This window comes from Pedobacter sp. MC2016-24, from assembly GCF_015223055.1.
Lineage (GTDB): Bacteria > Bacteroidota > Bacteroidia > Sphingobacteriales > Sphingobacteriaceae > Pedobacter.
In genome coordinates this window covers 365,216-378,142 of record NZ_JADFBX010000004.1, presented here as the reverse complement: position 1 = coordinate 378,142, position 12,927 = coordinate 365,216, and the positions used below count along the sequence as shown (strand labels likewise).

14 protein-coding genes are annotated in these 12,927 nt (G+C 42.8%); 9 read left to right on the top strand and 5 right to left on the bottom strand.

All coding sequences use genetic code 11. The features are described 5' to 3' along the window. Positions 1 to 681 (bottom strand): response regulator transcription factor, encoded by a 681-nt coding sequence (locus IM797_RS12595; RefSeq protein ID WP_194127481.1) that lies wholly within the window; start codon positions 679 to 681, stop codon positions 1 to 3. 168 nt (positions 682 to 849) lie between these two features. Here IM797_RS12595 and IM797_RS12590 point away from each other — a divergent pair, with 168 nt between their 5' ends. The 7 genes from IM797_RS12590 (at position 850) to IM797_RS12560 (ending at position 6,245) form a co-directional block, all read left to right on the top strand. Next, positions 850 to 1,977: an NAD(P)/FAD-dependent oxidoreductase gene (locus IM797_RS12590; RefSeq protein ID WP_194127480.1), complete on the top strand. Its 1,128-nt coding sequence runs from the start codon at positions 850 to 852 to the stop codon at positions 1,975 to 1,977. Further along, a complete protein-coding gene (locus IM797_RS12585; RefSeq protein ID WP_194127479.1) occupies positions 1,978 to 2,691 on the top strand; it encodes a methyltransferase domain-containing protein in 714 nt (237 codons plus the stop codon). It abuts the gene before it with no gap. Continuing rightward, positions 2,688 to 3,740, top strand: coding sequence for a type III polyketide synthase (locus IM797_RS12580; RefSeq protein WP_194127478.1), 1,053 nt, complete (start codon positions 2,688 to 2,690; stop codon positions 3,738 to 3,740). The genes IM797_RS12585 and IM797_RS12580 overlap by 4 nt, the downstream gene beginning before the upstream one ends. A gap of 75 nt (positions 3,741 to 3,815) precedes the next feature. Beyond that, positions 3,816 to 4,262 carry a 3-hydroxyacyl-ACP dehydratase FabZ family protein gene (locus IM797_RS12575; protein ID WP_194127477.1) on the top strand — a complete coding sequence of 149 codons (447 nt, stop codon included), beginning with the start codon at positions 3,816 to 3,818 and terminating at the stop codon, positions 4,260 to 4,262. Then, positions 4,255 to 5,532 carry a beta-ketoacyl synthase gene (locus IM797_RS12570; protein ID WP_194127476.1) on the top strand — a complete coding sequence of 426 codons (1,278 nt, stop codon included), beginning with the start codon at positions 4,255 to 4,257 and terminating at the stop codon, positions 5,530 to 5,532. The genes IM797_RS12575 and IM797_RS12570 overlap by 8 nt, the downstream gene beginning before the upstream one ends. Further along, positions 5,525 to 5,788, top strand: a complete 264-nt coding sequence (locus IM797_RS12565) for an acyl carrier protein (RefSeq protein ID WP_194127475.1) — start codon at positions 5,525 to 5,527, stop codon at positions 5,786 to 5,788. Before IM797_RS12570 ends, IM797_RS12565 begins: the two co-directional genes overlap by 8 nt. Beyond that, positions 5,775 to 6,245 (top strand): 4'-phosphopantetheinyl transferase superfamily protein, encoded by a 471-nt coding sequence (locus tag IM797_RS12560; protein ID WP_194127474.1) that lies wholly within the window; start codon positions 5,775 to 5,777, stop codon positions 6,243 to 6,245. Before IM797_RS12565 ends, IM797_RS12560 begins: the two co-directional genes overlap by 14 nt. Here the strand turns inward: IM797_RS12560 and IM797_RS12555 are convergent. From IM797_RS12555 to IM797_RS12545, 3 genes are all read right to left on the bottom strand, one after another. Continuing rightward, positions 6,238 to 7,131: an exopolyphosphatase gene (locus IM797_RS12555; RefSeq protein WP_194127473.1), complete on the bottom strand. Its 894-nt coding sequence runs from the start codon at positions 7,129 to 7,131 to the stop codon at positions 6,238 to 6,240. The two genes, IM797_RS12560 and IM797_RS12555, sit on opposite strands and share 8 nt — an antisense overlap. 4 nt (positions 7,132 to 7,135) lie before the next feature. Next, on the bottom strand, positions 7,136 to 9,208 hold the full coding sequence (gene ppk1, locus IM797_RS12550) for a polyphosphate kinase 1 (protein ID WP_370583080.1): 2,073 nt from the start codon (positions 9,206 to 9,208) through the stop codon (positions 7,136 to 7,138). Positions 9,209 to 9,484: 276 nt separating this feature from the next. Continuing rightward, positions 9,485 to 10,456 carry a hypothetical protein gene (locus tag IM797_RS12545; RefSeq protein WP_194127472.1) on the bottom strand — a complete coding sequence of 324 codons (972 nt, stop codon included), beginning with the start codon at positions 10,454 to 10,456 and terminating at the stop codon, positions 9,485 to 9,487. Between the two features lie 148 nt (positions 10,457 to 10,604). Between IM797_RS12545 and IM797_RS12540 the strand changes: the two genes are divergently transcribed. Together IM797_RS12540 and IM797_RS12535 are read left to right on the top strand one after the other, a co-directional pair. Further along, positions 10,605 to 11,096, top strand: coding sequence for a YajQ family cyclic di-GMP-binding protein (locus tag IM797_RS12540; RefSeq protein WP_194127471.1), 492 nt, complete (start codon positions 10,605 to 10,607; stop codon positions 11,094 to 11,096). A 43-nt stretch (positions 11,097 to 11,139) separates the two neighbouring features. Then, the gene (locus tag IM797_RS12535; RefSeq protein ID WP_194127470.1) at positions 11,140 to 11,574 is read left to right on the top strand and encodes a GNAT family N-acetyltransferase; all 435 of its coding nucleotides are present in this window, start codon (positions 11,140 to 11,142) and stop codon (positions 11,572 to 11,574) included. Between the two features lie 5 nt (positions 11,575 to 11,579). Here IM797_RS12535 and IM797_RS12530 read toward each other — a convergent pair whose 3' ends face one another. Continuing rightward, entirely contained in the window at positions 11,580 to 12,893 is a 1,314-nt protein-coding gene (locus IM797_RS12530; protein ID WP_194127469.1) for a nicotinamide mononucleotide adenylyltransferase, read from the bottom strand. Positions 12,894 to 12,927: the final 34 nt, after the last annotated feature.

The following is a 12,927-nucleotide window of genomic DNA, read 5'->3' as shown; positions in this document are numbered from 1 at the left end:
TTAAATCAGATCATAAGCACGCGCATACTGGCAAAGCTCGAAATAAGAATTGCTCTCGAGCTTGTTTTTAATGTTTTTGCGGTGGGTTTCTACCGTTAGTTTGGAAATGAAAAGTTCCTCAGCACTGTCAGATGAGCTTTTACCCAATGCCATCATTCGCAATACTTCACGCTCACGCTTACTCAAACTGACAAATTTACTCAGGTTTTTACGCAAAAAAGTGTGCTCTTCCAGTAAGCGCGTAGCCTTATTGGCCATGTGGTGCTTATCGTCAACAGGAAAGGCAATTGCAATAACCAACAGCGGTTTGCCATTTTCATCACGAAGAAAGATACGTGCGCTGGCGATGTGCCATTTCCAGTCATGCGCTGGAGAACGCCTGGTTTGCTGAAAACAACTGTACAGATAATTGTCATTATTGCCCTCAATGAGCGTCAGTATTTTACCTACATAATCTTTGGAATCCTGACTGTTGTAAAACCTTGCATAGTATTCTTCAGCAGTTAAACTGGTTAATTCTTCCAGTGAAATGTCCAATTCCTGTAACCCCATTTTAGACATCCAGGCCACCGACCAGTCCCGCATGTCATGTAACAATACAACTCCCGGTAAGCGTTCTGCCAAAGCACTGACTTCTTTAATAGCATCTTTAATTATAACTTCAACTGGGTCAACTCGCATGTTTTAAAAATTAAGGAATGAGATATCACGTAAAGCATTATGTACACGCTAAAGATAAAACATTTAACGCACAGAATACTTAAATTCAGAACCGGGAACTGAATAAATTTAAGATTAGGGTTTAGCCCATCTTTTTAAGTATCTTAGGGAAAGCCTGAAACGACAAGTATGACAGATAAGTCCGATAGAAAACTCATAATTATTGGCGGCGGACTAGCGGGGCTGACTGCTGCAATTCACATCTTAAAATCGGGTTTTGCAGTTACCTTAATCGAAAAAAGCATATATCCGCAGCATAAGGTTTGCGGAGAATACATTTCCAATGAAGTAAAACCTTATTTGGATTGGCTGGAACTGGACATTTCAAGTTTACGCCCCAGCTCGATTTCCAGGTTTGAACTGACTGCCGAATCTGGCAAAAGTGTATGTGCCGATTTACCTATAGGTGGCTTTGGCATCAGCCGTTTCAGCCTGGATCATTTTTTACTGGAGCAGGCAAAGCTCCATGGTGCTGAAATCATCACAGATACGGTAAACCAGGTCGATTTTAACAACAACCAGTTTCAGGTCCATACCGCTACTTCGGGAACGCTTACTGCAGAATTGGTGATTGGGGCTTATGGCAAAAGATCAGTAATTGACCAGAAACTACAACGCCCATTTATACAGAAAAAATCTCCATGGCTCGCTGTAAAAGCACATTACGAGGCTGAATTTGAAGATGATTTGGTAGCCCTGCACAATTTTAAAGGTGGCTATTGTGGCGTTTCTAAGGTGGAGAAAGACCGCGTCAACATCTGTTACCTGACCGATTACGCCCATTTTAAAACGCATAAAAACCTGCAGGATTTTCAGCAGCAGGTCTTGTTTAAGAATCCGCACCTGAAACAGATTTTTGAACGCAGCAGCCCACTTTTTGAACAACCAATTACCATCAGCCAGATTTCATTTGATGCTAAGGAGCCGGTGTATCAGCACATGCTGATGATTGGTGACACCGCAGGTTTGATTCATCCGCTTTGCGGGAACGGCATGGCTATGGCCATACACAGTGCTAAAATTTGTGCTGAGCTGTTGCTCAATTATTTGAAAAACCCTGTTCCCTCAAGGGAATTACTGGAAACAAATTATACGCTGGCCTGGAACCGGCAATTTAAAAGCAGGTTGCGTATGGGCAGGTTATTGTCACAAATCATCAGAAAAGAAAATCTATTCAAACCTTTATTAAGTCTGTTGGTTAAATATCCATCAGCATTGCCTTTAATCATCAAAAGAACCCATGGTAAACCATTTTAAATGTTTGTAGATACCAGCAAAAGAAGCGATGCACCCGAGATCATGGATAACTTTCTGATGGAAGGTGAAATATTGCGCGATGCACTGGATAAAATAGCCAGCATCAACCGGTTATTAGGCGGCAATAAAGTCAGTTTAGCGGGTGTAAAACACTTGCTAAAAACAGCAGGTACGCAGGAGGAAATCCGCATTTTAGATGTAGGTTGTGGCAACGGCGATATGTTGCGTGTACTGGCAGACTACGCCATAAAAAAGGGATTAAAATTTAAACTGCTGGGTATTGATGCCAATAATTTTACCGTTGGGCATGCCCGTGAACTGTCGGCCGGCTATCCAAACATCAGTTACATTTGCGCAGACATTTTTGAAGAAATTCAAAAAACTGAATCGTATCATATCATTTTATGCACGCTGACGCTGCATCATTTTAAAGACGCCGAGATCGTCACGCTGTTGAAAGCTTTTCACCAAAAAGTCAGTCTGGGTATCGTGATTAACGACTTACAACGCAGTGCCATCGCTTATTACCTTTTTATAGCTTTGTGTTTTGTATTTGGTTTAAACCAAATGTCTAAAGATGATGGACTGGTTTCGATTTTAAGAGGCTTTAAAAGACCTGACTTACTGGCTTATGCCAAAGCCATTCCCGCCAATCATTTCATTTTACACTGGAAATGGGCATTCCGTTACCAATTTATCATTTCTAAATTATGAGCGTACGTGTAGTAGCCCTGGCCAAACAAGTTCCTGAATATTACAGGACAACAGCAGAGATCCTCCCCTTTCTGGATACCTGGCTGCAGGATCAGGAACCCCGGTTTATCAAAAAAGTGAAAAAGATATTTGAACAGGCGGCAGTAGATAAGCGCTATTCGATCATGTCGCCAGAAGAGGTTTTTAGCCATACGTCTTTTGAAGAACGAAACCGGATTTATGCCAGGGAAGGAATAAAACTGGCTGGATCGTGCCTGCAGAAAGCATTGGAAAAGGCGAATTGGAAGGCAGAAGATCTGGATTATATCATTACAGTCAGTTGTACCGGAATCATGATTCCATCCCTGGATGCTTACCTGATCAATGCTTTGCATTTACGACAGGATATTGTGCGGCTACCAGTTACGGAAATGGGCTGTGCAGCTGGGGTATCGGGTATGATTTATGCAAAGAATTTTTTGAAAGCCAATCCTGGTAAACGTGCAGCAGTAGTGGCTATGGAATCGCCAACGGCCACTTTCCAGCTTCAGGATTTTTCGATGGCCAATATTGTCAGTGCAGCGATATTTGGTGACGGCTGCGCCACGGTTTTGCTTTCTGCACATCCGGACGATCAGGGACCTGAAATGATCGCTGAAGAAATGTATCATTTCTACGATGCTACGCAGTTGATGGGCTTTGAACTGTGCAATAACGGTTTACAAATGGTATTGGATGTAGCGGTTCCGGATCAGATTGAAAGTCATTTCCCGGAAATTATCCATCCTTTTCTGGAAAAGAACGGATTGACTATTGCCGATATTGAACATATGGTTTTTCATCCGGGTGGAAAAAAAATTATTCAGATAGTTGAATCCTTATTTGGTAATTTAGGCAAAAATATAAATGAGACTAAAAGCGTACTCCGCGAGTATGGGAATATGTCGAGTGCCACAGTGCTTTATGTGTTAGAGCGCTTTATGGAACAAGAGCAACAACCCGGAACGTTGGGTTTAATGCTGAGTTTCGGCCCGGGATTTTCCGCACAAAGGATACTTTTGAAATGGTAGAAGAATTGATTGTCAAGGACTTTACCTCGGCCGTTATCAATCAAAAAAAACGATAAATTACAACAATATAACAACATGAACAAAGCAGACATCTTAGCCCACTTACCTTATAGCAAGCCCTTTTTATTCGTAGATGATTTACAGGAAATTGATGAAAACGGCGTAAAAGGATCCTATACTTTTGATGCCGGACTGGATTTTTATAAAGGTCACTTCAAAGATAACCCGGTTACGCCTGGGGTAATTTTAACTGAAACCATGGCTCAGATTGGACTGGTTTGTCTGGGCATTTACTTGTCTGGCACGGCTGAAGGTGGCATGCCGGGTCATGTGATGCTCACCTCTACCGCGATCGATTTCATGAAACCGGTATTTCCAGGTGAAAAAGTAACGGTTGTTGCCGAAAAAGTTTATTTCCGTTTTAAAAAGCTGAACTGTAACGTACAAATGTTAAACGAAGCTGGTGATGTGGTTTGTAAAGGCACCATTGCCGGTATGGTAACCAATAAAATGAATGCATAAACGTGTGGTAATTACCGGCATGGGTGTAGCCGCTCCAAATGGAGTTGGCCTGAGCGCTTTTTCCACAGCCATTAAAAATGGCTTGTCGGGCATCCGCTTTGACCCGCAACTGGCCGAACTGGCATTTTCCTGCCAGATTGCCGGCAAGCCGGAAATTGACGACACACTGGCCGCGCAATACCTCACAGCATTGGAATTGCGCGGTTTCAACAGCACCGGAATCTTGTACGGACTCATTGCAGGAATGGATGCCTGGCAAGATGCAGGTTTACCAATCCTTCAAAATGAAGAACCCGATTGGGACAGCGGCACCATTTTCGGCGCTGGCACGTCGGGCATTGAAAAGTTTAGAGAAGCCATCCTAAAAATAGACGACAAACAAGTACGCCGATTGGGCAGCACTGCAGTACTGCAAACCATGGCCAGTGGCATCAGCGCCTACCTGGGTGGCAAACTAGGTCTGGGCAATCAGGTGAGCACCAATTCATCAGCATGCACAACTGGCGCAGAAAGCATTTTAATGGCTTATGAACGCATTAAAAGCGGTCAGGCAAAGAGAATGCTGGCGGGTAGCGCGAGCGACAGTGGGCCATACATCTGGGCGGGTTTCGATGCCATGAAAGTCTGCACGTTTAAACACAATGAAGATCCGCAAAGCGGATCGAGACCCATGAGTGCAAGTGCCAGCGGTTTTGTGCCGGGCAGCGGCGCCGGAGCATTGCTGCTGGAAGACCTGGAAACGGCTTTAAATCGTGGCGCCAGGATTTACGGAGAAATACTTGGTGGCCACATCAATTCTGGTGGACAAAGGGGATCGGGATCGATGACCGCACCAAACAGTATTGCCGTACAACGGTGCATCCGCAGCGCGATAAGCAATGCAGGAATACAAAGTGCTGATATTGATCTGATCAATGGGCATTTGACAGCAACAAGCAAGGATGCACTGGAAATACAGAACTGGTCTGAAGCTTTACAGCGCTCCGGCAAAGATTTTCCCCATATCAATAGCCTGAAAAGCATGACCGGCCATTGCCTGAGTGCTGCAGGTAGTATAGAATGTGTAGCTTCGGTATTGCAGCTGCAGGAGGATTTCATCTTTCCCAATATCAATTGCGAAGATCTGCACCCGGACATCAGCAAATGGGTAGATCCGGAATGCATCCCACAGCAATGCATCAGCAAAAAACTAAACATCATTGCCAAAGCCAGTTTTGGATTCGGCGACGTCAACGCATGCCTCATTTTTAAAAAATATAACCATGGATAAACCAGAACTAACCAGCCGACTAAAAGCCATCATTACCACATATGCTCAGGAAACTGATGCCCTGGCACATTTAACTGAGGAAACTGATTTCATTAAAGACCTGAAGATCAATTCGGCCAACCTGGTTGACATTGTGCTTGATGTAGAGGAAGAATTTGGGATTGAAATAGACAACGACTCCATGTCGCGCATGCTTACCGTAGGGGCCGCCATCGAGATCATCGAAGCTAAACTGGCTGCAAATGATCGGGAATGACCTGGTTGATTTGCAACAGGCCGGCAAAGACAGCAACTGGAACCGTAAAGGTTTTATGGAAAAAGTGTTTACCGGTTCAGAACAATTTCTGATCAACAGTGCAAGCCAACCCGCACAAATGGTATGGTTGCTTTGGAGCATGAAAGAAGCAGCCTATAAAATTCATACCCGGGATACTAAACTACGTAGTTTTGCCCCTACTGCAATCCAATGCAATAACCTGGTGCTGCACGAAAATACAGCCAGTGGCGAAATCTTGTATGAAGCGGAACTGTATTACACCCAAACGGAAATCAACAGCAATTACATCCATACCATAGCAGCACAAAACCTGGAACAATTACAGCAAATTAAAGTATTCATTGACCATTACGATCCATCAAATACAGATTACCGCAATAAAAATCCCGATTGTGTAAGTCACCACGGCCGTTATCTGGCCCTGGTATTTATTTAACGCCTTTGATCAGGTTTTCTTCGATCAGCAAACTGATGATCCCATCTACCATCCCTACTTTAGGCACATAAATCTGCTTGATACCGGTCCATTTCAATAAGGTAATGTAAATCTCGCAGGCCGGAATGATCACATCTGCACGGTCTGGATTCAGGCCCAGCACATTGATCCTTTCTTTAAGCGAATAGCCATTTAAACGGTTATACAGATCTTTTAATTTCAAAAAGGTCAATGGATTCCCTTCTTTTTCGTCCGACATGCGGAACAGCTTATTGATGTTTCCACCAGTGCCGATACCAGCTACATTTTTAAGGTTCTTGGTGTGTTCCTTTACCCAGTTTTTCATGTCTTCCCAGGTTTCATCTTTATCCTGGTTATCCAGGATCCGGATGGTACCAATGTCGAATGATTTAGAAGCAACCGGTATGCGGTTCACAAAGACAGACAGCTCGGTGCTACCTCCGCCAACATCAATGTACAGGTAACTTTTCTTCACATCCAGGTTTTCTTCAATGTGGTTGGCATAAATGATATTGGCCTCACGTTGTCCTTCAATAATTTCCAGGTCAATGCCAGCCGTTTCCTTTACTTTTTTAATGATGTCTGCCCCGTTTCCGGCTTCGCGCATGGCCGATGTGGCACAGGCAAGGTATTTATCTACATGATAAACATCCATCAGGTTTTTAAACGCAGCCATCGTTTTCAACAAATCCGCCACTTTCCGGTCCGAAATGTGATGGTCTAAGAAGGCGTCATCACCCAGGCGGAGCGGAACCCGGACCAATGTATTCTTTTTGAAAGAATAACCGTACTCAGTTTTGTTGATGTCAGCGATTAGTAACCTAACCGCATTGGAGCCGATGTCTATGGCAGCGTATCTTAACATGGATTTATTGATGTTTATTTTTTAAGTAGTTATATGTCTGCACCTGGGCCCTGATTTTGGACTTCATGTTGTTTTTATGGTATTTGTTGTTGTTCATGCGTGTAACGTCACGTGCCTTTACATTGTCCTGCAATTGAAATTCAATAATGTCGCGGATTTCCTGACGGACTTCCTTATCCAGCACAGGAAAACCAACCTCTACACGGTGCTCAAAATTACGGCTCATCAGATCGGCAGATGACAGGTACATTTCTTCCTTGCCACCATTGCCATAAATGAATACCCGGGCATGTTCCAGGAATTTATCGATGATGCTGATGACTGTAATATTGGTACTGTAATCGCGTACCCCAGGAACCAGGGTACAAATGCCACGCACAATCAATTTAACCTTTACCCCGGCGTTGCTGGCATCGTACAGTTTTTGCACAATTCCTTCATCAGCCAGGCTGTTCACTTTCAGGATCATATAAGCGGGCTTGCCACTTTTTGCAATTTTAATTTCCCGGTCGATCAGGCTGTAAAACTTACTGCGGGAGTCTAAGGGCGATACGATCAGGTGTTTAAAACCTCCGACCACTGTTTTTTTGTTTAAAGCTTTGAACAGCTTTTGCAAATCGTCTGTTATTTCTTTTTTAGCCGTAAAAATACTGTGATCGCAATACAATTTGGCTGTTCTTTCATTGAAGTTACCTGTAGCCAGGTTGGCATAATACTTGGCCCGGCCTTTTTCCATACGCTTAACCAGGCATATTTTAGAATGCACCTTGTAATTGGTTAAACCGTAATTGACCTGTACGCCTTCTTCTTCCATTTTTTTAGACCAGAAAATATTGGCCTGCTCATCAAAACGGGCTTTCAGCTCTACCAGACAGTTAACCACCTTTCCGTTCTTAGCGGCATTGATCAGCGCATTGACTACCTTCGAGTTTTCCGCCAAACGGTACAAAGTAATGTTGATCTCAGTAACCTTTGGGTCGATCGCGGCTTCGCGTAAAAAAAGAATGATATAATCGTACGACTGGTAAGGCAAATTGACCAGGTAGTCTCTTTCCTGAAGCTTATTGAAAATGCTTTCTGTACGGTGTAATCCTGCTACTTTGAGGGGTATGGTAGGCGCATATTCCAGCTCCTTGCTTCCCACATTCGGAAAGGCAATGAAATCACCAAAACGATGGTAACGGTTACCCGGAATTAAGCTCTCGGCCTCGATCTTCAGTTTGCTGATCAGATAGCTGAGCATTTCAAATGGCATTTCCGTATCGTAAAGCAAACGCATCGGTTTACCCTTTTTACGTTTGTCCAGACTGGCACGCAATTCTTCTATAAACTTATCACTTACATTCTTATCGATATCCAGTTCCGCATCGCGCGTAAGCTGGATAGAATAAGCGTCGATGACGTCATAATTGAATACATAAAAAATATCGTCCAGGCAGTACTTGATGATGTCCTCAGCCAGGATGATAAACTTTAACCCATTCGTTTCGGGAAGCACCAGGAAGCGGGGCAAATTTGCCGGCAATTCAATCAGGGCGTACTTTTCGCTCTTGCTGGAAGATTTTCTGGACAAACGGACAAAAAAGTACAGCCGCCTGTCTTTCAGTTCCGGAAAGGGCTTGTCTGGATTGATCATGATCGGCACCAGGTTGGACAAGATCTTGTCGCGGAAATGCTCACGAACAAATTGTCCACGGGCTACGTTCAGCTGACTTTCATTTAAGATAAAGATCCGGTTTTGGGCAAGCTCATTGATGAGCGTTGCTTTGAACAATTGCTCAAATTTTCGCTCCTGCTTGACAACAATATTTTTGATCTCGTTTAAGATCTTTTTAGGGTTAAAACCCAACAGCTCTTTCGCTTTATCATTGAGGTTGGCCAGGCGGGTTAAAGTGGCTACCCTTACGCGGTAAAATTCTTCCATATTGGAAGAAAAAATAGATAAAAACTTAATCCGCTCAATCAGGGGAACCGTCTCATCAGCAACCTCTTGTAAAACACGCTCGTTAAAATACAGCCAACTGATCTCTCGGTTTAAAAAGGGTGCCTTTTTCTTAATTGGTTTATTTGTATTCACGTCGGCTTAGCTAGATTCAAAATCAAAAAGGGTGTCCTGGAAGAAGGTGTATCATCATATGGCCGTCATTCTGAATCCAGTTCAGAATCACAAATCTGCTGTTCAATACTGCTTAAGCGGGTTTCTGAAATAAATTCAGGATAACGATGAGCAGGAAATGGATTGGGAACAGCAATTATGATACACCCTCTTTTGGAACATCCTTCAGCAAAACTGCAAATTCTATTGTTAAGTAATTGTTAATTATCCAACAACGATGCAGTTGATACTTAATATTTAGTTCTTATCAGAAGCTACGCCATCTGCAGCTGTAGTTTGAGTTGTTGCCGGAGCAGTTTCTTCTTTTACAGGAGCCGTCTCTGATTTTGCAGGAACAGCATTGGCCGCTGGTCTGCCAGCCACTTTTTTCTCTGCAGTTTTAGCTGGTGCTTTTTTAGCTACTGCTGGTTTTGCTGCTGGTTTGATTGGACTGATCTTAGCGGGGGTAATTTTGCCGGCTGCAACCTTTTTTGCAGGCGCTGCTTTCGCTACCGCTGGTTTTGATGCTACTGGTTTCGATGCCGCTGCAGGTTTAGCTGCATCTTGAACTGCTGCATCTTGAACTGCTGCGTCTTTAACTGCTTCAACTTTTGCTTTAACCGTTTTAACTACAGGTTTGGCTGCCGACTTAACTTCTTTTTTTACTGTTGCTGCTTTGCTGGCTACCGCTTTTGCTGCTGGCTTAACTGCCGATACAACTTCTGCTTTAACCTCGGCGGCTTTATCTTCTACTGCTTTAGCCACAGTTTTAGCCTTCGAAGCAACTTTCTTAGCTGGCTTAGCCAATGCTTTAGCTGCTTTTTCTTCTGTAGCAATCGCACGTACTTTCACACTTTGTGCTACAGGCTTAACTTTGGCTACAGCTGCTTTAACCGTTTTCTTTGCTTTTTTTACATCTTTGGCTACAGATTTCTCTACCGCTTTTACTTTTTTCTTAGCCTTCTTAGCCGCTTTCTTAGCTGCTTTTTCATTAGCCGCTTTCACTTCACCTATTTTCTCAACTACCGCGTCTTTAACATTTTTAAATTTCTTTGACAATTTGTTTGCTACAAACTTACTAACCAACGAAATGTCTCCTCCAATCTTCTCAGCATCCTGTCCTAAATGTTTAACACTTTCGAGTATCTTTTCTGTTAAACTTTGTTCCAATTGTTTTTTAACTGCTTTTTTTGAAGCTTTTTTTTGCACTTTTGACTTGTTAGTTTTCATATAAAAAAATTGTTTTAGTTATGAAGCGATCAATATTGATGGTTTCATCGGTTAAAATTGATGGTTAATTGTTATTACATTTGTAACCCAGCTTGTATGAGCTAATTATTAATAAATCTAATGTATTTTTTATTCTAAAGCTATAATCATGCCCACTTTTGATATTGTAAGTAAAGTAGACGCGCAAACACTTGACAACGCGATGAACAACGCCAAAAAAGAGATCCTGAACCGCTACGATTTCAACACGTCCAAGAGCACCATTGATCACGATAAAAAGACCAATGTGATTACCATTGTGACCGAAGATGACATGCGTTTAAAAGCAATTGAAGATGCCATCATTTCGCGTATGGTTAAACAGAACCTGGACCCTAAAAGTCTTGATTTCGGCAAAGAAACCTATGCTTCTGGCAACATGATCCGTAAGGAAGTATCTATTAAAGAAGGTATTGACAAAGAAACGGCTAAAAAAATCGTTGCTAAAATTAAAGACAGCAAACTGAAAGTTCAGGCTTCGATGATGGACGATCAGGTACGGGTACAGAGTAAAAATATCGATGATCTTCAGGCGGTAATTGCGCTTTGTAGAAAGGAAGATTTCGGTCAGCCCCTACAGTACATCAACATGAGAAACTAATCCCTGCAAGGCACAATTAATTTATCCTTAAAACCGTACAAAAATGGAGATTGAAGAAAAAGGTTTCATTTTTTCAGACGACCCGAATAAAATTGATGTAAATGCCATACATCAATACCTGAGTACGGAATCTTACTGGGCACAGGGGATTCCAATAGAAATCGTTAAAAAGTCTATTGAGAACTCCCTGTGCTTTGGCATTTACAAAGACAGGCAACAGGTAGGTTTTGCCAGGTGGATTACCGACAGGGCTACTTTTGGCTACCTGGCAGATGTGTATGTCCTGAAACCTTACCGCGGACAGGGCCTGTCTAAAAAAATATTGTCGTTCATGCTTTTTCATCCCGATTTGCAGGGATTTAGAAGGTATGTGCTGGCCACGCACGATGCGCATGGCCTGTATGCACAATATGGTTTCAAACCAATCGAAACACCGGAATACCTGATGGCGATTGTAGCAAAAGATTCTTATCTATAACAGTGCTATACCGTTTTAACATCAGCTTCGCTGTAGTCTTCAATATCAGTGATGTAACCGTTCACCTTCAGGAAGTCAAATAAGGGTTTTGCATCCGGGGTAACCGGCATATTTGAACTTGTAATGACCGCATTGGTTTTCTTATCTAAAAAGGGATAGGCAAAAAGCTTCACATTTTTGCTAAACATATCACTCACATAACTTAGCAACTGGCTGGAATAATTCTCGCCAAAATTACTGGAATTGAATACAAATTTCAAGTTGTTGATATTGGTAGAAATGCCCACACTTTTTGGACGGCAGCGGTCCAGGTATTTGGCCAGTTTGTTGTGGCGCGTAAAGTTGGATACAATAACCAGGTTACCGGTATTGCACATCTCTTCTGCCCTTTTGGCTACGGCATTCAGGTCAATGTTTTCAGGCAGCTCTTCATCTGCGGTCAGCACATTAGACATGAGTACTTCAATGAGTACGCTCAGGTTATCCTGCTTTACATTTTCAGTACGTACAAACTGATCAACCGCCTTGTTGAGCATGCTGAAGTTAGGATTGGATTTCTGAGCATATTTGGTGCGCAAAATCATGATGTCTTTTTTATACAAAAGATCTTTTGGCAAACATGGTTTTCCCAGTGAATCAAAAATGGCAGCATCAGAGAAATCCTTAACAATCAGGTACAGGTTGAGCAAGATGTTGTTGACATCTTTAAATACAGGTCCATTAACCGAAATCAGGTCAATCTCGACCGACCCTACCGTCAGGTTATCCGCCAGCGATTCAATCATGGTTCTCGGGTCCTGGTTGAAATAAAATGCAGCATATACCAGGTTTACCCCGATGATACCCAATACATTTTGTTGCAGCGCAGAATCTGTGTCCAGCAGGCGCACATGGAAAAAGATTTCATTTGGCTCGCCACCCGGCTCAGCCTGGAAACGGATACCGATCCAGCCATGCGGATCATTGGATTTATTGTAATTTAAGGTCGTAACCGTATCTGCAAAAGCAAAAAAGGTCCGGTCATCATATTTCTCCGTATTCAGACGCTCAGTCAGCAAACCGAACTCATGATGCAACATTTTTAGCAAGCGCGACTGGCTCACATATCTCCCCGACTCCTCTACGCCGTAAATGGCATCACTAAAAGTCATGTCGTAAGCCGACATGGTTTTAGCTACTGTACCAGATGCAGCACCTGCAGTAAAAAAATTCCGGGCTACTTCTTGTCCCGCCCCAATCTCAGCGAAGGTCCCGTAAATCTTAGGGTTTAAGTTAATCTTTAAAGCTTTACGCTTGGTATCAAGAATTTCTCTTTCCATGGCGCAAAATTAAACAAACAAGCGGAATATACCT